The organism is Micromonospora sp. NPDC048843 (genome assembly GCF_040649965.1).
In the GTDB taxonomy this organism is placed as follows: Bacteria; Actinomycetota; Actinomycetes; order Mycobacteriales; family Micromonosporaceae; genus Micromonospora; species Micromonospora hortensis.
The window spans coordinates 1-23,194 of sequence record NZ_JBEZGJ010000088.1 but is presented as its reverse complement, the minus strand read 5'-3'; the positions used below and the strand labels follow the sequence as shown (position 1 = coordinate 23,194).

The 23,194-nt window shown below is 72.9% G+C and carries 20 protein-coding genes and 1 riboswitch; of the genes, 12 read left to right on the top strand and 8 right to left on the bottom strand.

The window, feature by feature from the left end; translation table 11 throughout:
- Positions 1-38 precede the first annotated feature (38 nt).
- Positions 39-1,301 (top strand): MFS transporter, encoded by a 1,263-nt coding sequence (locus tag AB0C20_RS20720; RefSeq protein ID WP_357188150.1) that lies wholly within the window; start codon positions 39-41, stop codon positions 1,299-1,301.
- Positions 1,302-1,375: 74 nt separating this feature from the next.
- Here the strand turns inward: AB0C20_RS20720 and ileS are convergent, their stop codons facing one another.
- The 3 genes from ileS to AB0C20_RS20705 all read right to left on the bottom strand — a co-directional run bounded on the left by ileS (position 1,376) and on the right by AB0C20_RS20705 (position 5,779).
- Positions 1,376-4,522 (bottom strand): isoleucine--tRNA ligase, encoded by a 3,147-nt coding sequence (gene ileS, locus AB0C20_RS20715; protein ID WP_357188148.1) that lies wholly within the window; start codon positions 4,520-4,522, stop codon positions 1,376-1,378.
- A 279-nt stretch (positions 4,523-4,801) separates the two neighbouring features.
- The gene (locus tag AB0C20_RS20710; RefSeq protein ID WP_357188146.1) at positions 4,802-5,467 is read right to left on the bottom strand and encodes a hypothetical protein; all 666 of its coding nucleotides are present in this window, start codon (positions 5,465-5,467) and stop codon (positions 4,802-4,804) included.
- Between the two features lie 30 nt (positions 5,468-5,497).
- Complete coding sequence (locus AB0C20_RS20705) at positions 5,498-5,779, bottom strand: hypothetical protein (RefSeq protein ID WP_357188144.1); 282 nt, start codon at positions 5,777-5,779, stop codon at positions 5,498-5,500.
- Between the two features lies 1 nt (position 5,780).
- On the opposite strand from AB0C20_RS20705, the gene AB0C20_RS20700 reads away from it, so the two are divergent.
- Entirely contained in the window at positions 5,781-6,083 is a 303-nt protein-coding gene (locus AB0C20_RS20700; protein ID WP_357188142.1) for a hypothetical protein, read from the top strand.
- On the opposite strand, the gene AB0C20_RS20695 is transcribed toward AB0C20_RS20700, so the two are convergent.
- Positions 6,072-6,791 carry a hypothetical protein gene (locus AB0C20_RS20695; protein ID WP_357568560.1) on the bottom strand — a complete coding sequence of 240 codons (720 nt, stop codon included), beginning with the start codon at positions 6,789-6,791 and terminating at the stop codon, positions 6,072-6,074. The genes AB0C20_RS20700 and AB0C20_RS20695 overlap by 12 nt on opposite strands.
- The gene (locus AB0C20_RS20690) at positions 6,784-7,365 is read right to left on the bottom strand and encodes an RNA polymerase sigma factor (RefSeq protein ID WP_357188138.1); all 582 of its coding nucleotides are present in this window, start codon (positions 7,363-7,365) and stop codon (positions 6,784-6,786) included. The genes AB0C20_RS20695 and AB0C20_RS20690 overlap by 8 nt, the downstream gene beginning before the upstream one ends.
- A 128-nt stretch (positions 7,366-7,493) precedes the next feature.
- On the opposite strand from AB0C20_RS20690, the gene AB0C20_RS20685 reads away from it, so the two are divergent.
- Entirely contained in the window at positions 7,494-7,829 is a 336-nt protein-coding gene (locus tag AB0C20_RS20685; protein WP_357188136.1) for a hypothetical protein, read from the top strand.
- 7 nt (positions 7,830-7,836) lie between these two features.
- Here the strand turns inward: AB0C20_RS20685 and AB0C20_RS20680 are convergent, their stop codons facing one another.
- Complete coding sequence (locus tag AB0C20_RS20680; RefSeq protein ID WP_357568559.1) at positions 7,837-9,132, bottom strand: MFS transporter; 1,296 nt, start codon at positions 9,130-9,132, stop codon at positions 7,837-7,839.
- A gap of 58 nt (positions 9,133-9,190) precedes the next feature.
- On the opposite strand from AB0C20_RS20680, the gene AB0C20_RS20675 reads away from it, so the two are divergent.
- Entirely contained in the window at positions 9,191-10,150 is a 960-nt protein-coding gene (locus AB0C20_RS20675; RefSeq protein WP_357568558.1) for a helix-turn-helix domain-containing protein, read from the top strand.
- 55 nt (positions 10,151-10,205) lie between these two features.
- On the opposite strand, the gene AB0C20_RS20670 is transcribed toward AB0C20_RS20675, so the two are convergent.
- A complete protein-coding gene (locus AB0C20_RS20670; RefSeq protein WP_357188130.1) occupies positions 10,206-10,382 on the bottom strand; it encodes a hypothetical protein in 177 nt (58 codons plus the stop codon).
- Entirely contained in the window at positions 10,379-10,696 is a 318-nt protein-coding gene (locus AB0C20_RS20665; protein WP_357568557.1) for a DUF5919 domain-containing protein, read from the bottom strand. Before AB0C20_RS20665 ends, AB0C20_RS20670 begins: the two co-directional genes overlap by 4 nt.
- 216 nt (positions 10,697-10,912) lie before the next feature.
- A riboswitch (cobalamin riboswitch) is annotated at positions 10,913-11,042 on the top strand.
- 279 nt (positions 11,043-11,321) lie between these two features.
- Here AB0C20_RS20665 and cobN point away from each other — a divergent pair.
- The 8 genes from cobN to cbiE all read left to right on the top strand — a co-directional run.
- A complete protein-coding gene (gene cobN, locus AB0C20_RS20660; protein WP_357188128.1) occupies positions 11,322-14,990 on the top strand; it encodes a cobaltochelatase subunit CobN in 3,669 nt (1,222 codons plus the stop codon).
- Positions 14,987-17,221 (top strand): magnesium chelatase subunit D family protein, encoded by a 2,235-nt coding sequence (locus AB0C20_RS20655; RefSeq protein WP_357188126.1) that lies wholly within the window; start codon positions 14,987-14,989, stop codon positions 17,219-17,221. Before cobN ends, AB0C20_RS20655 begins: the two co-directional genes overlap by 4 nt.
- An 87-nt stretch (positions 17,222-17,308) precedes the next feature.
- The gene (gene cobO, locus AB0C20_RS20650) at positions 17,309-17,920 is read left to right on the top strand and encodes a cob(I)yrinic acid a,c-diamide adenosyltransferase (RefSeq protein ID WP_357188124.1); all 612 of its coding nucleotides are present in this window, start codon (positions 17,309-17,311) and stop codon (positions 17,918-17,920) included.
- Positions 17,914-19,269 carry a cobyrinate a,c-diamide synthase gene (locus AB0C20_RS20645; protein WP_357188122.1) on the top strand — a complete coding sequence of 452 codons (1,356 nt, stop codon included), beginning with the start codon at positions 17,914-17,916 and terminating at the stop codon, positions 19,267-19,269. The genes cobO and AB0C20_RS20645 overlap by 7 nt, the downstream gene beginning before the upstream one ends.
- Positions 19,266-20,045 carry a precorrin-2 C(20)-methyltransferase gene (gene cobI, locus AB0C20_RS20640; RefSeq protein ID WP_357188120.1) on the top strand — a complete coding sequence of 260 codons (780 nt, stop codon included), beginning with the start codon at positions 19,266-19,268 and terminating at the stop codon, positions 20,043-20,045. The genes AB0C20_RS20645 and cobI overlap by 4 nt, the downstream gene beginning before the upstream one ends.
- Positions 20,042-20,887: a precorrin-4 C(11)-methyltransferase gene (cobM, locus tag AB0C20_RS20635; RefSeq protein WP_357188118.1), complete on the top strand. Its 846-nt coding sequence runs from the start codon at positions 20,042-20,044 to the stop codon at positions 20,885-20,887. Before cobI ends, cobM begins: the two co-directional genes overlap by 4 nt.
- Positions 20,884-22,035, top strand: coding sequence for a cobalt-precorrin-5B (C(1))-methyltransferase (locus AB0C20_RS20630; RefSeq protein WP_357188116.1), 1,152 nt, complete (start codon positions 20,884-20,886; stop codon positions 22,033-22,035). The genes cobM and AB0C20_RS20630 overlap by 4 nt, the downstream gene beginning before the upstream one ends.
- Positions 22,032-23,194 (top strand): precorrin-6y C5,15-methyltransferase (decarboxylating) subunit CbiE (gene cbiE / locus AB0C20_RS20625; RefSeq protein ID WP_357568556.1); only part of this gene is annotated, 1,163 nt, incomplete at its 3' end. The genes AB0C20_RS20630 and cbiE, both read left to right, overlap by 4 nt.

The window sequence follows — 23,194 nt, the reverse complement described above, 5'->3', positions numbered from 1 at the left end:
GTGCCAGGAGATCACCCCGAGAAAGAGGACCTACCCCCGTGAGCGCCCCCACCAGTCGACCCGTAGCCCCGGACACCGCATCGCCGACTCTGCGGACGGTGCGGCTCGCCCGCAACGGCGTCGCCGTCACCTTCACCCTCAACGGGCTGGCCGTCGGCAGCTGGTTCTCCCGCGTCCCGGCGGTCCGTGAGGCGTTGGACCTCTCCGCCGGCCGACTCGGGTTGCTGCTGCTGGCGATGAGCGTCGGCGCGCTGCTCGCCATGCCCACCTCCGGCCTGCTCGCCCAACGGTTCGGTGCGGCCCGCACCGTCACCATGGCCACAGTTCTGGTCGCGGTCGGCCTGAGCGTGGCGGGGCTGGGCGCCACGATGACCGGGTCGTTCGCCATCGTCGCCCTGGGACTGGTCGCTCTCGGCTACGGCTCCGGCGCCTGCGACGTGGCGATGAACGTCGAGGGCGCGGCTGTGGAACGGCGGCTGGGCCGTACGATCATGCCCCGCTTCCACGCCGGGTGGAGCCTCGGTTCGGTGGCCGGAGCGGCGCTGGGTGCCGGGGCGGCCCGGTTCGACGTGTCGGTCGGCGCGCATCTCGTCGCGGTGGCGGTGGTCGTGTTGGCCGGCACCGCACTCGCCGCCCGGACGTTCCTGCCCGTGGGCAGTGATCACACCGGCGACCCTGCGGACGCCACCCCCGCCGCCCGCCGCCGGGCGCAACTCGCCGCCTGGCGTGAGCCGCGCACCCTGCTGATCGGGCTGTTCGTGCTGGTGGCGGCGTTCACCGAGGGCGCCGCAAACGACTGGCTGGCCGTGGCTTTCATCGATGGGCGGGACCTGAGCGAGGCCGCCGGCGCGGCGGTCTTCGCGGTCTTCGTGGTGGGCATGACCGTCGGACGCACCGTCGGCACCATCGCGCTGGACCGGTGGGGTCGGGTGCCGGTGCTCAGCGGCACCATCGGCCTCGCTGTGGTCGGCGCCGGCCTGGCCGTGTTGGCGGGCTCCGGGCCGGTGGCCGTCATCGGCGTCGCACTGTGGGGCCTGGGTGCGTCGCTGGGCTTCCCGGTCGGGATGAGCGCGGCGGCCGACGACGAGGCCCACGCGGCGGTGCGGGTGAGCGTGGTCGCGGTGATCGGCTACACCGCGTTCCTCGGTGGCCCGCCGCTGCTGGGGCTGGTCGGCGACGAGGTCGGCACCCTACGCGCGCTGCTGGCGGTGCCGCTGCTGCTGCTGCCGACCCTGCTGCTGGTGCCGGTGCTGCGCCCGCCGCACTCCGCTGAAACTGCTCCGTCGGTAGCTAAGAACTAACCCACCTCGCCGCCGGGGCGGTGCGGGTGCGCGGCCGACTGCGCCGCGCACCCGCACTGGTTACGGTCGCCGTCTCAGGCCCGCACGACGTGCACGACGATCTCCTGACCGTCGCCCACCGTGCCGGAGAACCCCTCCGACAACGCGTTCACGATCGTCAGCTGGAGCGCGAGAGTCTCGTGCGCGATGAGCTTCTGATGCGTGGAGATCGCCGCCGCGACATCCGGAGGCGCGGCGATCGACACCGTGATCCGGTCGGAGACCTCGAAGTCGGCGTCGCGGCGGGCCTGCTGGATGATGCGGACGACGTCGCGTGCGACGCCCTCGGCTGCCAGCTCGGGCGTGATCTCGGTGTCCAACGCGATCGTCGCGCCGCGCTGGGACTCCACTACCCAACCAGTGCGCGGCACCTCCGTGATCAGGATGTCGTCCAGGCCCACCTCGACCTGCGCACCGTCGACCGACAGTGGATACGTCCCGTTCGCCCGGACCCCGTCGACCAGGTCCCGGGGGGTCACGGCGGCGATCGCCTTCGCGACGTGCTGGGTGCGGTTGCCGAACCGGCGGCCCAGGGTCCGGAAGTTGGCTTTGACCTGCACGTCGATGACCCCGCTCTGTGCATCGAGCGGCTGGAGGACCTTGACGTTCAACTCGTCGCCGATGTCGTCCAGCAACGCCTGCGGGAGGACGGTGCCGGCCGGCAGCCCCACGAGCGCCCGGCTCAACGGCTGGCGGATCCGCAGGCTGCTCGCCTTACGCGCGGACCGGCCCGCCTCGGCCAATGCCCGCGCCGTGGCCACCTGGGACGACAACTCCGTGCTGATCACTGTCGTGTCGGCTGTGGGCCAGGTCGCCAGGTGCACCGACTCGGGGGCCGACTCGGCACCGCGCCGGACGACCTGCTGCCACACCTCCTCCGTGACGAAGGGGATGAACGGCGCCAGTAGCCGGGTGAGGATGTCGAGGCACTCGTACAGGGTGGTGAGGGCATCGGGGTCGCCCTCCCAGAAACGCTGCCGCGACCGCCGTACGTACCAGTTCGACAGGTCGTCGATGAAGTCGGCGAGCAGTCGGCCGGCGCGCGCCGTGTCGTAGTTCTGCATCCGTTCGTCGACGGCGGCCGCGAGGGCGTGGACCTCGCCGACGATCCACCGGTCCAACACCGGTCGCTGGGCGACCGGCTGCGCCAGATGCGGCGCCCACGTCGAGTTCGCCGCGTAGAGGGAGAAGAACGCCGCGGTGTTCCAGTAGGTCATCAACACCTTGCGGACGATCTCGTCGAGTGGGCCGGGCCCGATCCGGCGCGGCGACCACGGTGAGCCGGAGCAGGCCATGAACCAGCGCACCGCGTCCGCGCCGTGCGTGTCCATCAACGGGATCGGCAGCAGGATGTTGCCCAGGTGCTTGCTCATCTTGCGGCCGTCCTCGGCCAGGATGTGCCCGAGGCAGACGACGTTCTCGTACGGGGACCGGTCGAAGACCAGCGTGCCCACCGCCATCAGCGTGTAGAACCACCCCCGCGTCTGGTCGATCGCCTCGCAGATGTACTGAGCCGGGTAGGTGCGCTCGAAGATCTCCTTGCTACCCGGCACGTGGGGGTAGCCCAACGACGCGAACGGCATCGCCCCGGAGTCGTACCAGGCGTCGATCACCTCGGGGACCCGGGTGGCGATCAGACCGCAGTCCGGGCAGGCGAAGGTGATCTCGTCGACGTACGGGCGGTGCGGATCCAGCTCGGACAGGTCGGCGCCGGTCAGCTCCCCGAGCTCCGTACGGGAACCAACAGCGGTGATGTGGTTGTCAGGGCATCGCCACAGCGGCAGCGGGGTGCCCCAGTACCGGGAGCGGGACACCGCCCAGTCGATGTTGTTCTTCAGCCAGTCGCCGTAGCGGCCGTGTTTGATGTGCTCCGGGAACCAGTTGGTGTTCTCGTTCTCCCGCGTCAGCTCGTCACGGACCTCGGTCGTCCGGATGTACCAGGACGGCTGCGCGTAGTACATCAGCGGCGTGTGACACCGCCAGCAATGCGGGTACGGGTGCTCGAACGGCTCATGCCGGAACAACCGACCAGACTGCCTGAGACGGTCGATGAGCAACGCGTCGGCGTCCTTGAAGAACACACCACCGACCAGGTCGATGCCGTCGTCGAACCTCCCGTTCGGGGCGACCGGGTTGACCAGCGGCAACCCGTAGGCGCGGCAGACGGCGAGGTCGTCCGCGCCGAAGGCCGGCGCCTGGTGCACCAGACCGGTGCCGTCCTCGGTCGTCACGTACTCCGCGAGGACCACCCGGTGCGCGTCCGGGATGTCCACCAGGTCGAACGGCCGCTCGTACCGCAAACCCTCAAGGGCCGACCCCGGCACTGTCGCCAGGATCTCCGCCTCGTCGCCGAGGACCCGCTGGGTCAGTGGTTCGGCGACGACGAATGTGCCCTCGCCGGTGCGGGCCAGGGCGTACGTCACTGTGGGGTGGACGGCGACGGCGGTGTTGGACACCAGGGTCCACGGGGTGGTGGTCCAGATCAGCAGGTCGACACCGCTGTGTCCGGCCACGTCCCCGCGCACCGGAAACCGCACGTACACGGAGGGGTCGGTGACGGTCTCGTACCCCTGGGCCACCTCGTGGTCGGACAGGGTCGTGCCGTCGCGGGTGCAGTACGGAGCGACCCGGAAGTCCTCCACCAGTCGCCCGCCGTCGTGGATCTGCTTCAGTGACCACCAGACGCTGTCCACGTACTCCGGGGACATGGTCTGGTACGGATGCTCCAGGTCGATCCAGTAACCCATCCGCTCGCTGAGCTGGACGAACTCGTCCACGTGCCGCAGCACCGAGGTGCGGCACAGGGCGTTGAACTCCGCGACGCCCATCCTCTCGATGTCGGGCTTGCCGCTGAGCCCCAGTTCTTTCTCCACCGCGAGTTCCACAGGCAGGCCGTGGCAGTCCCACCCGGCACGGCGTGGCACCGAGAAGCCCCGCATCGTCCGGTACCGGGGAAAGAGGTCCTTGAAGACCCTCGCCTCGATGTGGTGGGTGCCCGGCGTGCCGTTGGCGGTCGGCGGACCCTCGTAGAACACCCACGGCGGACCGTCGGCCGTCTGCTCCAGACTCCGGTTGAACACGTTGTTTGCCTGCCACCACTCGATGACCGCACGGTCCATCCCACCAAGGTCGATCTTGGTGGGCAGTGGCACGAATGGTGACTTCGACGGACCGTCCGGCACCGACGTTCTCCCTACACTTCACGTCCGCTCGCACGGGCAGCAGCTCACTGCCCACGCGGGGACGAAGCGCCGGGCGTATGGCCAGGACTCCGCGGTACCACCCCGCTTGCGCCTCGATGATGCAGGCGCCGCTCGATTTCGCGGCGTGACGTGCCGCGACGTCCGGTTCTACTGGGGCGGCGAAGCTGCCTGTTCTTCCGGAGGCTCCCCGGTGATGGCCGGATCGGTGCCGATGCCGCCCAGCATAGCTGTCCGTGCGTGGGGCCAGTGGCCAGAGCGCTAGGCGTGCAGCCAGATGCGGAGAGGGCCGGTGGTGGTGAAGCCAGCGGAGAGCGCCGACGTCAGGTCCGCTGTGCTTTCGTAGCCGACCAGCGGCGCGTTGGGCACTGTGGCGCACACCGCGCGCCAGATGTCCCGGGGGTTGTCGGTGCGGGTGAACAGGTTGGAGACGCCGTACGGGCCGTCGCCACTGAGCACCGCTCCACCGGTGATCACGCCCCGGTCGTCGTGGCGAGCGAGCACCCGTACGCGGGGGTCGGCCAGGAGCGCGGGGCGGAACAGGTCCCCACCACCTTGAGCCGCCGCCCAGGCCACCAGCTCGTCGGGTGTGGTGACCGGGGCCAGCGGCGTGTCGACAGGTGGTGGCGACGGTGGCCGGTGGATCCACTGGGCGTCGAAGAGCACCCGGAACCCGTACCCGGACAGGTCGAGGTCGGCGAAGCTGTCCTTCACCGACGCGCCGGGCCCCGCGTCGATGCGGGCCAGCACGGCCTCGGCGTCGACGCCCGGCCGCACTGTGACCGCGTCCGGGTACCACTGTGGCGAACGGTGGGGGACCGACCAGGCGTCGGCGTCGGTACGACCGGCCAGCCCGTGGCTGCCGCAGACGATGTCGCACCATTCGGCGTTGTTGCGGGCCGCTGCCACCCGCGCGTCCATGGGCATGATCGGCAGCCTAGGCGGCCCGAGGTGCTGTCAGGGGGCGTAGACCAGGTCCATCGTGTCGGTGTGCCCGGACCAGCGCAGGTCGAGGCGCCAGCAACCGGCCTCGGGCAGGTCGATGATCGACGGACCGGGGCCGCCGGGGACCTCCCGGATCACCCGGGTGTCCGTGCCGTCCAGCCTCGCTGTGATCACCAGGGTTGCCGGTGCGGTCGGGTCGGGCGAGGTCGTGGCGGCGCTGGCCACCCAAAGGATCTTGTTGTTCGACCCGTCCGTCCGGACCTGCCGCAGTGGGTGGGCGAACAGCACCGCCACGATGTCACCCTTCGCGCCGAAGACGTGCGGAACCCGGGCGTCCCCGCTGAACCCGGCGTCCGCCCAGTCCGGCAGGGACCCCGTTTCGATCCGCGCCGCGCAGGCGGTCGCGGTGCTCGCCGTGGTGGCCGCACCCGCCGTCGGCGGCGCTCCGCTGGTCGTGGTCGTGCACCCCGCCAGCAGGACCACCGAGGATGCCAGCGTCAACCTGCCCCAGGAAACCATCTCGCCCCTTCCGGTACGCGTCGACGACTCGTCCACCCTTCCGACACCGCCCACGCCCGCCGGGTTCCTAGCCCAGTGAGCGGGCGATCTCGATCGCCTCGGCCTTGGTGAGGGTGCCCTCAATCCGGTAGCTCACGTCGTCGTCCTGCCAGATCAGGGTCGAGGCGGCCAGTCGGGCGGTCTCCCTGCGGATCTCGCCCGTCCGGTCCACGTAGGACAACGCGTGTGGGCCGTCGACCCAGACGGCGAAGTCGCCGTTCACCTGGACCCAGTTCGCGCCCGGCGGAGTCACCTCCTTGTGGAAGGCCAGGTCGAGGTGACCGTCGAACGCGTCGACGCGCAGTGCGCCCCCGTCGTAGAGCAGCGTCGCCACCCGGTACCGGCCAGTGGCGTCCGGGTCGGCGACCAGCACCTGCTCGGGCGTGCCCAGCCTCGCCGGCAGGCGGATCGGAAACCGCACCGTCCGTTGGGCCTCGCCCAGGGCGACGGCCCGCTGCCCGGGCAGCGGCGACGCGGTGCCGCTGGGCGGCGTCGGGGCGGGCGAGGTGGCGATGCTGACCCCGGCGAAGCGCAGCAGCCCCGTGACGGCGTCGGCGATCGCGGCCCGCGTCGGCGGCAACATCGCCACGAGCAGGGCGACGAGCGCCACCGCGGCGAGCGACCGCCACCGGCGCCGTCGGGGCGCGGGCGTGCCGAGTCGTACGCGGACGCGGGCGGTCACGTCGGGCGGATCGGGGGTGTCCAGCCAGGTGGACAGGTCGCGCAGTTCCCGTTCGAGGTCACCCATGCCGGACCTCCGCACCGTCGAGTAGGCCGCGAAGCTTCGCCAGAGCCCGGGACGTACGCGACTTCACAGTGCCTCGGGGCCAGCCCAGAGCCGCCACCGTCTCCTCCTCGGTGAGATCGAGGAAGAACCGGCAGACGATCACCTCACGGTCCCGTACCGGCAGCTGTCGCAGGGCCTGCACCAGCGATGCCCGGCGCTCCCCGGCGAGGACCGCGCCGACAGCGTCGTCCTCGGCGACCTCGGACGTCGGGTCCGCTGCCGCCGCCCGCAGGACGAGCCCGTCGCGCCGGCCACGGGAGCGGTGCAGGTTACGGGTCTCGTTGGCGACGATCGCGAGCAGCCACGACCGGAAGGACGCGTCACCCCGGTAACGGGACAGCTTCCGGTACGCCTTCACGAACGCCTCCTGGATGACGTCCTCGGAGTCCGAGCCCGCGCCGAGCAGCACCGCGGTCCGGTACGCGGACGCGGTGTGCCGGGCGACCAGGAGGTTGTACGCCTCCAGGTCACCTGCCCGAGCGCGGGTGACGAGTGCCTCGTCGTCCAGGGGGGCCTCCGTTCGGATCACACTCATGACACCGCCCACCCGCTGCGGGTTCCACACGGACTTCTCGATGCAGGTCAGCTCTCTCCCATCCGGCGTGCAGCGTATTGCCAGGAACCGGTGCTGCACTGGAGGGACGTCGAGGAGAGGGGCGGGGCATGAGCTGGTTCAACCGCCGGTCACGGGGTGCCGAGGCGACCCCGACGAAGCTGGACCGGGAGGCGACCCGCGACGACCTCGCGGCGCTGGAGGAGTTCGTGGCCACCCGGCGCGGGGTGGAGTTCTACCTGGAACCGGAGACGACCGCTACGGACACCACAGTGATGGCGATCGCCCACGACGGCGAGTGGATCCGTCGTCGTACCGGAACGCCCCGCGCGGCCGGGTCCATCGCCCGCAAGCACGCGGTGCCGCTGTACGAGGCGGCGCGCACCGGCTACCCGGAGCGGATGCGGACCTGGAGCCGGGCCCACCCGGAACGCCACGCCCGCTGAGGCCAGGTCAGTGCGGCTGGGCCGGCACGGGTTCGTGGAGGGCGGTAGCGCGGGCCTGCACCAGTCGGAATTCGGGCGAGGTGACAGTTCGTAACGTCACGGCGAGCACCAGGACGCAGAGACCTGCTCCGCCCCAGAAGACCGCTCTGACGCTGACCAGTTCCGCGGTGAGGCCGGCGACCAGAGCCCCGAGCGGCATCGAACCCCAACTGGTCAGGCGGCTGACCCCGCTGTAGCGCCCCATCATCTCGTCGGGCACGACGAGTGCGCGCAGCGAGCTGTAGGTGACGTTCCACGCGCCGGAGCCGGCGCCGCCCAGGACGGTCGCCGCGGCGACCAGCCGGGGCGACGAGGTGATCGCCGGTGCCGCCAGCAGTACGGCGAAGCTCGCCATCGACGCGGCGAGGACGACCCGCCGTCCGAGGCGGCGGGTGAGAAAGGGTGCGGCGGAGGCTCCCCCCACGCCGCCCACTCCCAGGGCTCCGATCAGCAGGCCGTATTCCGCGTGGCTCAGGTTCATCGGTCCGGGTGCGATCGCGTAGACGGCGATGACCGCCATCCAGGCCGCCCAGCACCCGCTCGCCGCACCGGCCACCAGCAGCAGGGACCGCAGAATTCTTGCCTGCCACACGTACCGGATGCCCTCGCGGATGTCGACGCGGAGGCCCGGAAGCTTCGCCCTCGGTCCGGGGTGACCGCTGCTGCGGTAGTGACCGGTCATGACTGCCAGTGCGAGTAGTGCGCCTGCGTAACCGACGCCGCCGGCACCGAGTGCCACGGCCAGTCCGGCGGCGGCGAGCAGGCCACCCAGCGGGGGCCCGATGAACTCGTTGGCCGCGGTCTCGGTCGCTGTCAATTTCGCGAACGCGGATTCCATGCGACTGCGGGGTATGACCATCGGCACGACCGACATCCGGGTGGTGTCGGCGAAAACCTCGGCGGTGCCGAGGAGCAGCGCCCCCGCGTACAGGCCGGCCAGCGGGAGGGCGTCCACGAGGATGGCGCCCACGAGCACGGCGAGGAGCAGGGCGCGCGCGGCGGCCATCTTCATGATCAGGCGCCGGCGGTCCACCCGGTCGGCGAGGGCACCGGCGGGCAGTGCGAACAGCAACCAGGGCAGGGTGTTGGCCAGGGTGGCACCGGCGACCAGCGCAGGGGAGTTCGTCATCGAGACGGCCACCAGAGGCACTGTCAGCTTGACGACGCCGTCAGCCAGGTTGGTGATGGCGGCACCGGCCCACAGGGCGTTGAAGTTCCGCGTGCTCACTGTCGTCGGGTCGCCTGGTTGGGTGTCGCTGTGCATGGCCAGGAGCTTGCGACATCCTGCGGCGCCTCCCTAGAGTTTCGACTGGAGGCGAAAAGTGGCGGTGTTCCTGGTCGACGCCGAAGTGATGGCGCAGGCGCGTTTCGGCACCTCGCAGCTCACCGAGACGTTGGGGGCGCTGAATATCCTGCGCAGGGCTCAGCCGCTTCCGTGGCATCGGGTCTGGCGGGACCAGCATGTCGATGCCTTCCGGGGCTATCTCGACGGTGACCCGGTGACCCGGGCCATCCTGGCGCACGCCATGTCGTCCTCCTGGATGGCCGACTTCCTGACGGTGCCTCCCGCCCGTCCGGACATGACGCTGGACGACGAACTCGTGGAGCTCGAATCGCTGCCGGATGACCGGATCCGTGCCGATCTGGCCCACGTACGTTCTCCGCTGGCTGCGGAACTGCGCGCTTCGGGGTTGGCGAGCCGGACGGCCGCTCTCCTGCGCTGGGTCTGGCACCACACCATTGAGGCGGACTGGCCGCGCCGGCAGTCGGTGCTGCGCGCCGACGTGGTGTCCCGGATCTCCCGGCTGGGCCGGGACGGATGGTCCGGGGTCCTCAACGACATGCGGCCCGGCACGCGCTGGCTGGGCAACGGCCGGCTGCAGGTCGAGGAGCGGCCCTACCCACCGTCCGACGTGCGCAGCGGGACGCTGACGTTCTTCGCGGCCCACTGCCGGGGAGGCTGGATCTCCTGGAGGTTGCCCGACCGCTTCGGGATCGTCTACCCGGTGACCGGGGTCTTCACGCAGGCGGCTCTCACCACCCCGGATCCACTGCGCCGCCTGCTCGGGAACGCGCGGAGCACGATTCTGGTGCAGGCGGCTGAGCCGGTCAGCACCACGGCCGTGGTCGCCGCGACCGGGCTGCCGCTCGGTACCGTCGGTGGTCACCTGCGCGTGCTGACGGATGCCGGTCTGCTCCAGAAGCGCCGGTCAGGCCGGGAGGTCCTCTACTGGTGGACGGATGCGGCCCGGACGCTGGTGGCCGGGGCCTTATCGTTCTGACGGGACCCGGCGTGTCGGCCCATGCTGCCCGCACTCGGTACCGGGAGGGCCTGGATCAGGCGCCCTCGACGGCCGAGGCCGTCCTCCGGCCGGCGCAGATGTGCCGGCGGCGGGTAGAAGCATCGCAGTCACCCTTGAAGGTCAGCGCGCCGGGCTGGAGTGTCAGCATGAGGTTCTGCGCCAGGTCGACGGCCTCCTGTGCGAGGGGGAGGAGGCGGGCGTGGTCGGTCATAGCTGGCGGCTGCGATCCCAGAGCGAGCTGAACATCTCGTCGAATATCGGGTAGAGGCCGGAGGGGTCAGTGCTGCGCTCGATGACCGTCGCCGGGCAGTCGACGCCCCGCATCTGCGGTAGGTAGTGCTGAACAACGCAGAGCCGGTCATCGATCAAAGCACGTTGGCGCGAACGGGCTCGTCGTAGACGCCGGTCGTCCCGACCTTGCCATGATGCACAGCCGTCTTCTCGGCTGGCTGTCGCTGACCCGCCACCCGCGCCGATTTGGGCACGAGTAGCCCGGGGCTGACCGGGGCGGACTGAATCGTCCACGACATCAGCTCCAAAGGGCGTCGCACCCGCACTGCCCCCGGCAGGGGACCACGCCGCCAACGACCAACCAGCCCAGCAGCCCGCCGCAGCGGCGGACGACAACCTCGCGCGCCGATATTTCCGCAGGTCAATGTGGTGAGAACGGGCGTGCGACGGCGGGGTCCGCGTTGACCGGCGACGCGGCGGTGTGGCAGCATTCGCGGCCTGACGGCAGTGAAGGAAGTCGGTGCGATTCCGACGCGGTCCCGCCACTGTCACCGGGGAGCGATCCCCCCTCGTGAGTCACGGCCGTGTGTCTGCGGTTGGAAGGCCGGGGGAGAGCGTCGATCCGGAAGCCAGGATACTTCGGCCGTCGGACGTACCCCAGGGCGTGGACACCCGAGGAGGACCCGATGACGCACGGCGTCTCATTCATCGACGATTATCGTCGTATCGCGCTCCAGGCAGTGCATTCCAAGGGCACCGGCCACCGGCACCGCTGAGCTGATCGCCCGGCGCTGACCGGCCCCGACCCATGCGTCGGTGCGCCGTTCGCTCGGGCCGTCGTACCGGCTGACGCCGTACCCACCCGTATCGCCCCGGTCGCCTCAGTGAGGGCCCAGGGCGTCACTTTCCGGAGCCTGCCGTGCGCATCCTGCTGCTGTCCACCGCCGACACCGACCTGCTGGCCGCCCGCGCCAGCGGCGCCGACTACCGGTTGGCCAACCCCGCCCGAGTTACCGCCGAGGAGGTGCCCGCCCTGCTCGACGAGGTCGCCCTCGTCGTCGTACGCCTGCTCGGCGGTCGGCAGGCGTGGCCGGACGGCCTCGCTGCGGTGCTCGCCACCGGCGTGCCGACGGTGGTCCTCGGCGGTGAGGCGCTACCCGACGCGGAGCTGATGGCCATCTCCACAGTGCCATCCGGGGTCGTCAGCCAGTCGCTGGCGTATCTGACGGAGGGCGGCCCGGACAACCTCGGGCAGTTGGCCCGGTTCCTCTCCGACACGGTGCTGCTCACCGGCGAGGGGTTCGCCGCACCCACGCCCACCCCTGCGTACGGGGTACACGGCGAACACCCCGCCGCTCCGGACCGGCCCACAGTGGGGATCGTCTTCTACCGGGCGCATGCGCTGGCCGGCAACACCGACTTCGTCGACGTGCTCGCGGACGCGGTCCACAGAGCTGGCGGCAACCCGCTGCCGATCTTCTGCGGCTCGCTGCGCGGGCTGACCGCGGGCACCGGCCCACTCGGGCTCTTCGCCCGCTGTGACGCGCTGCTGGTCACGGTCCTCGCGGCCGGCGGCGCGGTCGCCGCCGACGCCTCCGGTGGCGGCGACGAGGACGCCTGGGACGTGGGCGCCCTGGCCGCCCTGGACGTGCCGGTCATCCAGGCCCTCTGCCTCACCAGCACCCGCGCGCAGTGGGCCGACAGCGACGCCGGTCTGTCCCCCCTGGACGCCGCCATGCAGGTGGCCATCCCCGAGTTCGACGGCCGGATCGTCACAGTGCCGTTCTCGTTCAAGCAGATCGACGCCGACGGCCTCTCGGTCTACGCCGCCGACCCCGAGCGGGCCGCCCGGGTCGCCGGGATCGCGGTGCGCCACGCCCGGCTGCGGTACGTGCCGCACGCCGACAAGCGCGTCGCCGTGGTGCTCAGCTCGTACCCCACCAAGCACTCCCGGGTCGGTAACGCCGTCGGGTTGGACACCCCGGCCTCGGCGGTCCGGCTGTTCGCCGCGCTGGCCGAGGCCGGCTACGACCTGGGTGACACGCCACCGCCGGACGACGGCGACGCGCTGATCCACGCGCTGATCGCCGCCGGTGGTCACGACGTGGAGTGGCTCACCCCGGAGCAGTTGGCCGCCGCCGAGGCCCGGATACCGGGGCCGACGTACCGGCGCTGGTTCGACCAGGTCCCGGCCGAGCTGCGCGAGCGGATGCGGGAGCACTGGGGTGAGCCACCGGGCGAGCTGTACACCGAGGGCGGCGACATCGTGCTCGCCGGGCTGCGCTTCGGCAACGTGGTGCTGCTGATCCAGCCACCCCGCGGCTTCGGGGAGAACCCGATCGCCATCTACCACGACCCGGACCTGCCGCCGAGTCACCACTACCTGGCCGCGTACCGCTGGCTGGCCTCGCCGGCCGCGGACGGCGGCTTCGGCGCGGACGCCGTGGTGCACCTGGGCAAGCACGGCACCCTGGAGTGGCTGCCCGGCAAGGGCCTCGGTCTGGCCGCCGGCTGTGCGCCCGACGCGGTCCTCGGCGACCTGCCGCTGGTGTACCCGTTCATCGTCAACGACCCCGGCGAGGGCACCCAGGCCAAGCGGCGGGCGCACGCCGTGGTCGTCGACCACCTGGTCCCGCCGATGGCCCGTGCCGAGACCTACGGCGACCTGGCCAAACTGGAACAACTGCTCGACGAGTACGCGACAGTGCAGGCCCTCGACCCGGCCAAGGTGCCCACAGTGCGAGCCCAGATCTGGGACCTGGTGCGCGCCGCCGAACTGCACCACGACCTGCACGCCGAGGCGATGCCCGACGCGGACGACTTCGACGACTTCGTGCTGCACCTCGACGGGTACCTGTGCGAGGTCAAGGACGTCCAGATCCGCGACGGGCTGCACATCCTCGCCGACGCTCCCACCGGCGAACCCCGGGTCAACCTGGTCCTGGCGGTGCTGCGCGCCCCGCAGATCTGGGGCGGCGCCCGGGCCCTGCCCGGCCTGCGACAGGCACTCGCCGTCGCGTACTCCCTCGACGAGCAGGAACTGCTCGCGTCACCGGGACAACGGCTGGCGTTGCCCGCGGCGCTGACCGACGTGGTGGACGGGCCGGCCGGCACCGCCGCCGACGCGATCGACCTCATCGAGGCCCTCGCGCGGCGGCTGGTCATCGGCATGGAGACCCTGGACTGGGCCGTGGACACTGTCGACGCCGTAGTGGCCGAGGTGACCGGTCGCTCGATCCCGGACGTCGCCGCGGTGCTGCACTTCGCCGCCACCGAGCTGGTGCCCAGACTGGACCGGACCACCGACGAGCTGACAAACACCCTCGGCGCGCTGGACGGACGGTTCGTGCCGCCCGGCCCGTCCGGCTCACCCACCCGGGGCCTGGTCAACGTGCTGCCGACCGGCCGCAACTTCTACTCCGTCGACCCGAAGGCCATCCCCAGCCGCAACGCCTGGGACGTCGGGGTGGCCCTCGCCGACTCGCTGCTGGCCCGGCACCTCGCCGACACCGGGGCGTACCCCCGCTCGGTGGGGTTGACAGTGTGGGGCACCAGCGCGATGCGGACCCAGGGCGACGACATCGCCGAGGTGCTCGCGCTGCTGGGCTGCCGGCCGGTCTGGGACGACAGGTCCCGGCGGGTGACCGGCGTCGAGGTGGTGCCGACCGCCGAGCTGGGCCGGCCCCGCGTCGACGTCACGGTGCGCATCTCCGGCTTCTTCCGCGACGCGTTTCCGCACGTGGTGGCGCTTCTCGACGACGCCATCCGGCGCGTCGCCGCCCTTGACGAGCCGGACGAGGAGAACTATCTGCGGGCGCACGTCGCCGCCGACCTCGCCGAGCACGGCGACGAGCGGCGGGCCACCGCCCGGATCTTCGGCTCCAAGCCCGGCGCGTACGGTGCGGGGCTGCTGCCCCTGATCGACGCACGGACCTGGCGCAGCGACGCCGACCTGGCCGAGGTGTACGCGGTGTGGGGCGGCTACGCGTACGGCCGGGGCCTGGACGGCCGGGAGGCGCGCGCCGACATGGAGCGCTCGTTCGCCCGGATCGCGGTTGCGGTGAAGAACCAGGACACCCGCGAGCACGACATCGTCGACTCCGACGACTACTTCCAGTACCACGGCGGGATGGTGGCGATGGTCCGCCACCTCACCGGCACCTCACCGCAGGCGTACGTGGGTGACTCGGCGATGCCACACGACGTGCGTACCCGCACGCTGGGCGAGGAGACCCGGCGGGTGTTCCGGGCCCGGGTGGTCAACCCGAAGTGGATCGCCGCGATGCGCCGGCACGGCTACAAGGGCGCGTTCGAGCTGGCGGCCACAGTGGACTACCTGTTCGGCTACGACGCCACAGCCGGCGTGGTCGACGACTGGATGTACGAGCACCTGGCCGCCGCGTACCTCTTCGACGAGACCACCCGGGAGTTCCTGGAGAAGTCCAACCCGTGGGCGTTGCGTGGCATCACCGAGCGGCTGTTGGAGGCCGCCGACCGGGGGCTGTGGGCCAAGCCGGAGCCGGCCACCCTCGACCGGCTTCGCGACACGTACCTGGCCAGTGAGGGCGATCTGGAGGACCGGGCATGACCGCGACCTACCCGTTCAGCGCGGTGCTCGGCATGGCCGACATGCGGCTGGCGTTGCTGCTCAACGCGGTCTCCCCGGCGATCGGCGGGGTGCTGGTCCGGGGCGAGAAGGGCACCGCCAAGTCCACCGCCGTGCGGGCCCTCGCCGCGCTGCTACCCCCGGTGCGCCGGGTGGTGGGCTGCCGCTTCGGCTGTGATCCGGCCGAGCCCGACCCGGCCTGCCCGGACGGCCCGCACCCGACCGACGCCGCCGCCGAGACCCGTCCGGCCCGCCTCGTGGAGCTGCCGGTGGGCGCCGCCGAGGACCGGGTGGTCGGCGCGCTGGACCTGGAGAAGGCGATCGGCGAGGGGGTACGCGCCTTCGAGCCGGGCCTGCTCGCCGCCGCGCACCGGGGCGTGCTCTACGTCGACGAGGTCAACCTGCTGCACGACCACCTCGTCGACCTGCTGCTCGACGCGGCGGCGATGGGCCGCAGCCACGTCGAGCGGGAGGGCGTCTCGGTCAGCCACGCGGCCCGCTTCCTGCTGGTCGGCACGATGAACCCGGAGGAGGGGGAGCTGCGCCCGCAGCTGCTCGACCGGTTCGGGCTCACAGTGGAGGTGGGCGCCAGCCGGGACCCGGAGGTCCGCGTCGAGGTGGTCCGCCGCCGGCTGGCCGCCGACGCGGACCCGGTCGGCTTCGCCGCCCGCTGGGCCGATGCCGACGCGGAGATCGCCGGCCAGGTGGCCGCCGCCCGCCGCCGACTTCCCGAGGTACGACTGCCGGACGCCGCGTTGCGGCAGATCGCCGAGGTGTGCGCGGCGTTCGACGTGGACGGGATGCGGGCCGACATCGTCACCGCCCGGACCGCCCTCGCCCACGCCGCCTGGCACGGCCGGGACCGGGTCACCATCGACGACGTCCGGGTGGCGGCCCGGCTGGCCCTGCCGCACCGCCGCCGCCGCGACCCGTTCGACACCCCGGGGCTGGACGAGAAGCGCCTCGACGAGGCGTTGCAGCGGGCCCAGGACGCCCACCCCGACGACCCGGACGACGCCGGCCCCGACGACAGTGGCCCGGACGGCGGCGGACCGCAGGGCGGCGGTCCGGACGGCGGTGGCCCGGCCGGTGCTGGCCCGGCCGGTGGCGGACCAAACGAGGGCGGCCCGAGTGGCGGCGGACCGCAGGGCGGCAACGGCTTCGACGATTGTGAGCCCGGGTCGACGGAGCACTCGACGGCGCGGAACGGCGCTGGCCCGGACGGGCGCACCGACGGCCCCGACGGCTGGCCGCAGCACCAGCAGGGCGCCCGGGGTGACGACGACGGCTGGCCGCAGCACCAGCAGGGCGACCGGGGCGGCGACGGCCAGAACTCGCGCCCGCGCGGTGGCCGGCCTTCGGCGACCGGTGACGACGACCCGAACGGCGGCGGGAAGTCCCAGCCGGTGGCCGTACCCCGGGGCGGGCTGAAAGCGCGGGTGCTCACCGCGCCCGGCCTGGGTGACGGGGTGCCGGGCAGACGGTCGCGGGCCCGTACCGGGCGCGGCCGCACCACCGGCGCCCGGGTACCGGCGGGTCGGGTCGGTGCGCTGCACCTGCCGGCCACGATCCGCGCCGCCGCTCCGCACCAGGCGGCCCGGGGCCGGCTCACCGGTCCGCTGCGGCTGCGCCGCGACGACCTGCGCGAGGCGGTTCGTGAGGGGCGCGAGGGCAACCTGGTGCTGTTCGTGGTGGACGCGAGCGGATCGATGGGCGCCCGACAGCGGATGGCAACAGTGAAGGACGCGGTGCTTGCCCTGCTCACCGACGCGTACCAGCGGCGGGACAAGGTCGCGGTCATCGCGTTCCGGGGCGCCGGCGCCCGGACCCTGCTGCCGGCTACCTCGTCGGTGCTGGCCGCCTCGACCCGGCTGGCCGAGCTACCCACCGGCGGGCGTACGCCGCTGGCCGAGGGGCTGCTCGCCGCCGCGGACCTGTTGCGGGTGGAGCGCCTGCGCGACCCGAAGCGCCGCCCACTGGTCCTCATCGTCACCGACGGGAGAGCCACCGCTGGCACTCGTCCCCTCGATCGAGCGGCGGCAGGGGCGGCGGTCCTGGCCGCCACCGGCGCACCGTGCGTGGTCGTCGACTGCGAATCCGGCCCGGTCCGCCTGCACCTTGCCGCCCGCCTGGCCACCCAGCTGAAGGCCCCCCGAACCCCAGTGGAAGCCCTCACCCACCCCCGCGATCTTGCACTTCCTGTCGCGGCATAAGGGACCAAACGCACGTATGACCAACCGAAACCGCAAGATCGCGGGAGAGGCGGGCGCGGGAGTGCTCGCGGGACGGGGGACGGGCTGATGCCGCAGGGACAACCGAGTTCGGTGCCCGCTGACGGGTTGACGACCCGGCAGCGGCGGCATCGGCCATTGTTGATCGTTCACACCGGAGAAATGAAGGGGAAGTCCACTGCGGCCTTCGGGCTGGCGCTGCGGGCCTGGACCGCTGGGCTCCCGGTCGGGGTGTTCCAGTTCGTCAAGAGCGCCAAGTGGCGGGTGGGGGAGGAGAACGCCTTCCGGGCGCTCGGCGAGGTCCACGAGCGCACCGGCCAGGGTGCGCCGGTGGCCTGGCACAAGATGGGCGAGGGCTGGTCCTGGATCCAGCGCGGCGGCGACGCCGACCACGCCGCCGACGCCCTGGAGGGCTGGCGGCAGATCCAGCGTGACCTGGCCACCGAGCGCTACGGGCTGTACGTGCTGGACGAGTTCACCTACCCGATGAAATGGGGCTGGGTGGACGTGGACGAGGTGGTCGCCACACTGGCCGACCGCCCCGGCTTCCAACACGTCGTGATCACCGGCCGGGACGCCGACCCGCGCCTGGTCGCCGCCGCCGACCTGGTCGCCGAGCTGACGAAGGTCAAGCACCCGATGGACGCCGGCCAGAAGGGCCAGAAGGGCATCGAGTGGTGAGCGCGCAGTGGGCGCTGCCCCGGGTGGTGGTCGCCGCGCCGGCCAGCGGCCACGGCAAGACCACTGTGGCGACCGGGCTGCTCGCCGCGCTGCGCCGACGGGGCCTGACGGTCAGTCCGCACAAGGTCGGCCCCGACTACATCGACCCCGGCTACCACGCCCTCGCCGCCGGGCGAGCAGGGCGCAACCTCGACCCGTTCCTGGTCGGAGCCGACCGGGTCGCCCCCCTGCTGCGACACGGCGCCAGCGTCCCCACGCCCGCCGACATCGCCGTGGTCGAGGGCGTCATGGGCCTGCACGACGGCGCTGTGGGCCGCCGCGACTACGCCTCCACCGCGCACGTCGCCCGGCTGATCGAGGCACCCGTGCTGCTGGTGCTGGACACCACCGCGCAGGGCCGGTCGGCCGCCGCACTCACCCTCGGCATGGCCACGTTCGATCCGGCGGTACGGATCGGCGGGGTGATCCTCAACCGGGTCGGCTCACCCCGACACGAGACGCTGCTGCGCGACGCCCTCGCCGAGGTCGGCGTACCGGTGCTCGGGGCGGTCACCCGTGCCGCCGAGGTGACCGCGCCGGCCCGGCACCTCGGGCTGGTACCGGTCGCCGAGCGGGCACCCGAATCCGTAGCGATCGTCACCGCGCTCGCCGAACTCGTCGAGGCCACTGTGGACCTCGACGCCATGCTCGCCCTGGCCCGGACCGCCCCGCCGCTGACCACCCCGGCGTGGGACCCGGTCGCCGCCGTCGGCGGGCCGGCCGGCGTCGAGCGGCCACGGGTCGCCCTCGCCGGTGGTCCGGCCTTCACCTTCTCGTACGCGGAGACCGCCGAACTGCTCACCGCGGCCGGCGCGGACGTCGTCACCGTCGACCCGCTGCGTGACCCGGCGCTGCCCACCGGCACCCGGGCGGTGGTGATCGGCGGCGGCTTCCCCGAGGCGTACGCGCAGACGCTGGCCGACAACACGGCGCTCCGCGCCGAGTTGGCCGACTTCGACGGGCCGATCGTGGCCGAGTGCGCCGGGCTGCTCTACCTCGGGCGGTCCCTGGACGGCGTACCGATGTGCGGTCGACTGGACCTGACCGCCCGGATGACCGACCGGCTCACCCTCGGCTACCGCGAGGCACTGGCCGTCACCGACTCCCCGGTGGCGCGCGCCGGCGAGCCGGTACGCGGCCACGAGTTCCACCGCACCACCACCGACCCGGGGCACGGCGACGCACCGGCGTGGCGCTGGAACGACACCGAGCACGGCTTCGTCGCCGGCCGGGTGCACGCGTCCTACCTGCACACCCACTGGGCCGGCCACCCGGACGCGGCCCGTCGACTGGTCGAGGCGTGCCGATGAGCGCCGACGCCACGCTCACCGGGGTCGGCGTCGGCCCGGGCGACCCGGAACTGCTCACCGTCAAGGCGGTGCGGCTGCTGCGCGAGGCCGACCTGGTCTTCGTACCCGTGATGGCGGACCGGGTCGCGCCCACAGCGACCGCCGGTGCGACGCCGCCGGGTGTGGACGCCGGGCGGGCCGAGGCGACTGTGCGCTCCCACGTCGCGGCGGAGCGGCTGCGCCGACTGCCGTTCGCGCTGGACGACCGGGGTGGGGTGACCGCGCGCCGGGCGGCAGCCTGGGACGACGCCGCCCGGATGGTGGTCGAGGCGATCGACGCGGGCGCGCGGTCCCTCGCGTTCGCCACCATCGGCGACCCGAACATCTACTCCACCTTCGGTTACCTGGCCCAGAGCGTCCGCGCGCTGCGCCCGGCGGTGCGGGTGGCGACAGTTCCCGGCGTCACCGCGATGCAGGAGCTGGCGGCCCGCAGCGGCACCCCGCTCTGTGAGGGACGCGAACCGCTCACCCTGTTGCCGGCCACCGCCGGCCTGGCGCTCTTCGCTGACGCCCTAGCCGGGCCGGGCACCGTCGTCGCCTACAAGGGCTGGCGACGGCACCCGGAACTGCTCGCCGAACTGCGCCGGCAGGGCCGCCTCGACGACGCCGTGCTCGGACGCAGCCTGGGGCTGCCCGGTGAACGCATCGGGCCGATCGACGACACCGAGCACGACCTGCCGTACCTGTCGACGCTGCTGGTCCCGGCCCGCCGCGAGCACCGAGGAGGAAAGCTGTGACCAGCGACGGCAAGGTGTGGTTCGTCGGAGCCGGCCCCGGGGCGGCGGATCTGCTGACACTGCGGGCCGCCCGGGTCATCGCCGAGGCGGACATCGTGATCTGGGCGGCCAGCCTGGTGCACGCCGACGTGCTCGACCACGCCCGAGCGGGCGCGGAGATCGTCGACTCGTCGCAGCTACCCATCGAGGGTGTGCTGCCGCTCTACCAGCGCGCCGCAGAACAGGGGCTGAGCGTGGCCCGGATCCACTCCGGAGACCCGGGGCTGTGGGGTGCGGTGCAGGAGCAACTGGACGTGTGCCGGGCGCTCGACCTGGCCGTCGAGATCGTGCCCGGGGTGTCCTCGTTCACCGCCGTCGCGGCGATCGTCGGGCGCGAGCTGACAGTGCCCGAGGTGGCCCAGTCGGTCATCCTCACCCGCCTCGAAGGCGGCAAGACCCCGATGCCGCCCGGCGAGCGGGTCCGCGACTTCGCCCGGCACGGCACCACGATGGCGCTGTTCCTCTCCGCCGCCCGCTCCGGGCAGGTGCAGGCCGAGCTGCTGGCCGGCGGCTACCCGGAGGACACCCCGGCCGTGGTGGCGTACCAGGCGACCTGGCCCGACGAACTGGTGGTGCGCTGCACCGTGGGCACCCTGGAGGCGACTGTCAAGCAGCACAAGCTGTGGAAGCACACCCTCTTCCTGGTCGGCTCGGCCCTGGCCGCCGAGGGCACCCGCTCGCACCTCTACCACCCCGGGCACTTCCACACCTTCCGCCGGGCCGAGCCGACCGCCCGCGCCGAGCTGCGCCGCCAGGCCGGCGCCCGCACCGGGGGGACAGCCACACCGGGGCACACACCATGACGTACGCCGAGCCGCCGCTGCGCGAGCCGGACCTGCCGCGTACCGCGAAGGTCCGGCCCACCGCGCTGCGCACCGGCTGGACCACCGGCGCGTGCGCCACGGCGGCGGCGAAGGCCGCGGTCACCGCGCTGGTCACCGGAACCACCCAGCAGGAGGTGGAGATCGGGCTGCCCGCCGGACGCCGGGTGCGCTTCCCGGTGGAGCGCTGCGAGGTGACCGGCACCCCACCGGTCCGGGCCGAGGCGGTGGTGGTCAAGGACGCCGGGGACGACCCCGACGTCACCCACGGCGCCGAGCTGACCGCCACTGTGAACTGGACCGACGTCCCCGGGCTGCGGCTGGCCGGCGGTGCCGGCGTCGGCACCGTCACCAAGCCCGGCCTCGGGCTCGCGGTCGGCGGCCCGGCGATCAACGACACCCCCCGCCGGATGATCGGCGAAGCGGTCGCCGAGGTGGTCGACCTCAGCGAGGTCGGAGTCGGGGTGGTCATCAGCGTGCCCCGGGGAGAGATCATGGCCCGCAAGACCACCAACCGGCGGCTCGGCATCCTCGGCGGCATCTCGATCCTCGGCACCACCGGGATCGTCCGCCCCTTCTCCACCGCGTCGTGGCGGGCCAGCGTCGTGCAGGCCGTGCACGTGATGGCCGCCCAGGGCGAGCCGACAGTGGTGCTCTGCACCGGCGGGCGTACCGAGCGGGCCGCCCGCGCGCTCCTGCCCGACCTGCCCGAGGTCTGTTTCGTCGAGGTCGGCGACTTCACCGGCGCCGCGGTGACTGCCGCCGTGGGTGACGCGATGACCGGTGTGGTCTTCGTCGGCATGGCCGGCAAGCTCGCCAAACTCGCGGCCGGCATCCTGATGACCCACTACACCCGCTCTACTGTGGACCTCTCCCTGCTCGGCGCCGTGACTGCCGAGGCCGGCGGCGACCCCTCGCTCGTCGCCGCCGTGACCGAGGCGAACACCGGGCGGCACGCGTACGAGCTGTGGGAGGCCGCCGGGCTGCTCGGCCCGGCCGGCGACCTGCTCTGCCAGCGGGTCCGCCAGGTGCTGCGGCGCTTCGCCGGGCCGACGGTCACAGTCGACGTGGCGATGGTCGACTTCGCCGGAGCGCACGTCGTCGCCTCGTCCGGCCGGTGGCCCCGATGACGCGGATGGCCCCGATGACGCCGGTGACCCCCGTGACAGTGGTCGGCCTGGACGCGACGGGCGCACCGCCGCACCCCACGCTCGCACCGGTGCTGGCCACCGCGGGGCTGGTGGTCGGGGCCGCCCGGCACTTGGCCGCGGTGCCCGTACCGGCCGTCGCGGACACCGTCACCCTCGGGCCGCTCGCCCCCGCCCTGCGCCGCCTCGCCGAGGCCGTCGACGCCGGGGTGCCGGCCGTGGTGCTGGCCAGCGGCGATCCCGGCCTGTTCGGCATCGTCCGGCGGCTGCGCGCGGCCGGGCTGCCGCTGCGGGTGGTGCCGGCGGTGTCCAGTGTGGCCGCCGCGTTCGCCCGCGCCGGCCTGCCCTGGGACGGCGCCGCAGTGGTCACCGCGCACGGGCGCGACCCCCGAGCCGCAGTGAACGCCTGCCGGGCGCTGCCACTGGTCGCGGTGCTCACCGCGCCCGGCGCCGGCGCGGCCGAGCTGGGCGCCGGCCTGATCGGCTGGTCCCGCCGCCTGCTGGTCGCCGAGCACCTGGGCACCGCCGCCGAACGGATCCGCGCGGTCACCCCCGAGCAGGCCTCCGCCGGGACCTGGGCCGACCCGCACGTCCTGCTCAGCCTCGCCGACCCCGTACCGGCCGCGCCCGCCGACGCCGACGTCGTACCCGTCGGGTCTGCGGACGCCGCGCCCACCGATGCCGCGCCCGATCCGGTCGCACCCGGCGGGATGCGCGCCGACAACCAGCCCGCCGCCGCGCCGGCCGGCGGCTGGGCGCTGCCGGAGGACCGGTACGCCCACCGCGACTCCATGATCACGAAGTCGGAGGTGCGTGCCCTCGTCGTCGCCCGGCTGCGGCCCCGACTGGGCCGGCTGATCTGGGACATCGGGGCGGGCAGCGGCTCGGTCGGCATCGAGTGCGCACTGCTCGGCGCGGCAGTGCTCGCCGTCGAACAGGACTCCGAGGCCGGCGCGACCGTCCAGGCCAACGCCGCCGCGCACGCCGTGCACGTCCGGCTCGTTACCGGACGTGCCCCGGCGGCGCTGGCCGACCTCCCCGAGCCCGACGCGGTCTTCGTCGGCGGTGGCGGCGTCGACGCCGCGGCGGATCTGACCACCGCACCCGGGGCGCGAACTCGACGTGGCGGGCCAACTGAGCG

Bases quoted from the DNA above. Each gene is read 5' to 3' on its own strand.
- AB0C20_RS20710 (WP_357188146.1), bottom strand. From the start codon at position 5,467: ATGCCCATGGACGCGCGGGTGGCAGCGGCCCGCAACAACGCCGAATGG.
- AB0C20_RS20700 (WP_357188142.1), top strand. From the start codon at position 5,781: ATGTCACCCTTCGCGCCGAAGACGTGCGGAACCCGGGCGTCCCCGCTG.
- AB0C20_RS20695 (WP_357568560.1), bottom strand. From the start codon at position 6,791: ATGGGTGACCTCGAACGGGAACTGCGCGACCTGTCCACCTGGCTGGAC.
- AB0C20_RS20690 (WP_357188138.1), bottom strand. From the start codon at position 7,365: ATGAGTGTGATCCGAACGGAGGCCCCCCTGGACGACGAGGCACTCGTC.
- AB0C20_RS20685 (WP_357188136.1), top strand. From the start codon at position 7,494: ATGAGCTGGTTCAACCGCCGGTCACGGGGTGCCGAGGCGACCCCGACG.
- AB0C20_RS20680 (WP_357568559.1), bottom strand. From the start codon at position 9,132: ATGCACAGCGACACCCAACCAGGCGACCCGACGACAGTGAGCACGCGG.
- AB0C20_RS20670 (WP_357188130.1), bottom strand. From the start codon at position 10,382: ATGACCGACCACGCCCGCCTCCTCCCCCTCGCACAGGAGGCCGTCGAC.
- AB0C20_RS20655 (WP_357188126.1), top strand. From the start codon at position 14,987: ATGACCGCGACCTACCCGTTCAGCGCGGTGCTCGGCATGGCCGACATG.
- cobO (WP_357188124.1), top strand. From the start codon at position 17,309: ATGCCGCAGGGACAACCGAGTTCGGTGCCCGCTGACGGGTTGACGACC.
- cobI (WP_357188120.1), top strand. From the start codon at position 19,266: ATGAGCGCCGACGCCACGCTCACCGGGGTCGGCGTCGGCCCGGGCGAC.
- AB0C20_RS20630 (WP_357188116.1), top strand. From the start codon at position 20,884: ATGACGTACGCCGAGCCGCCGCTGCGCGAGCCGGACCTGCCGCGTACC.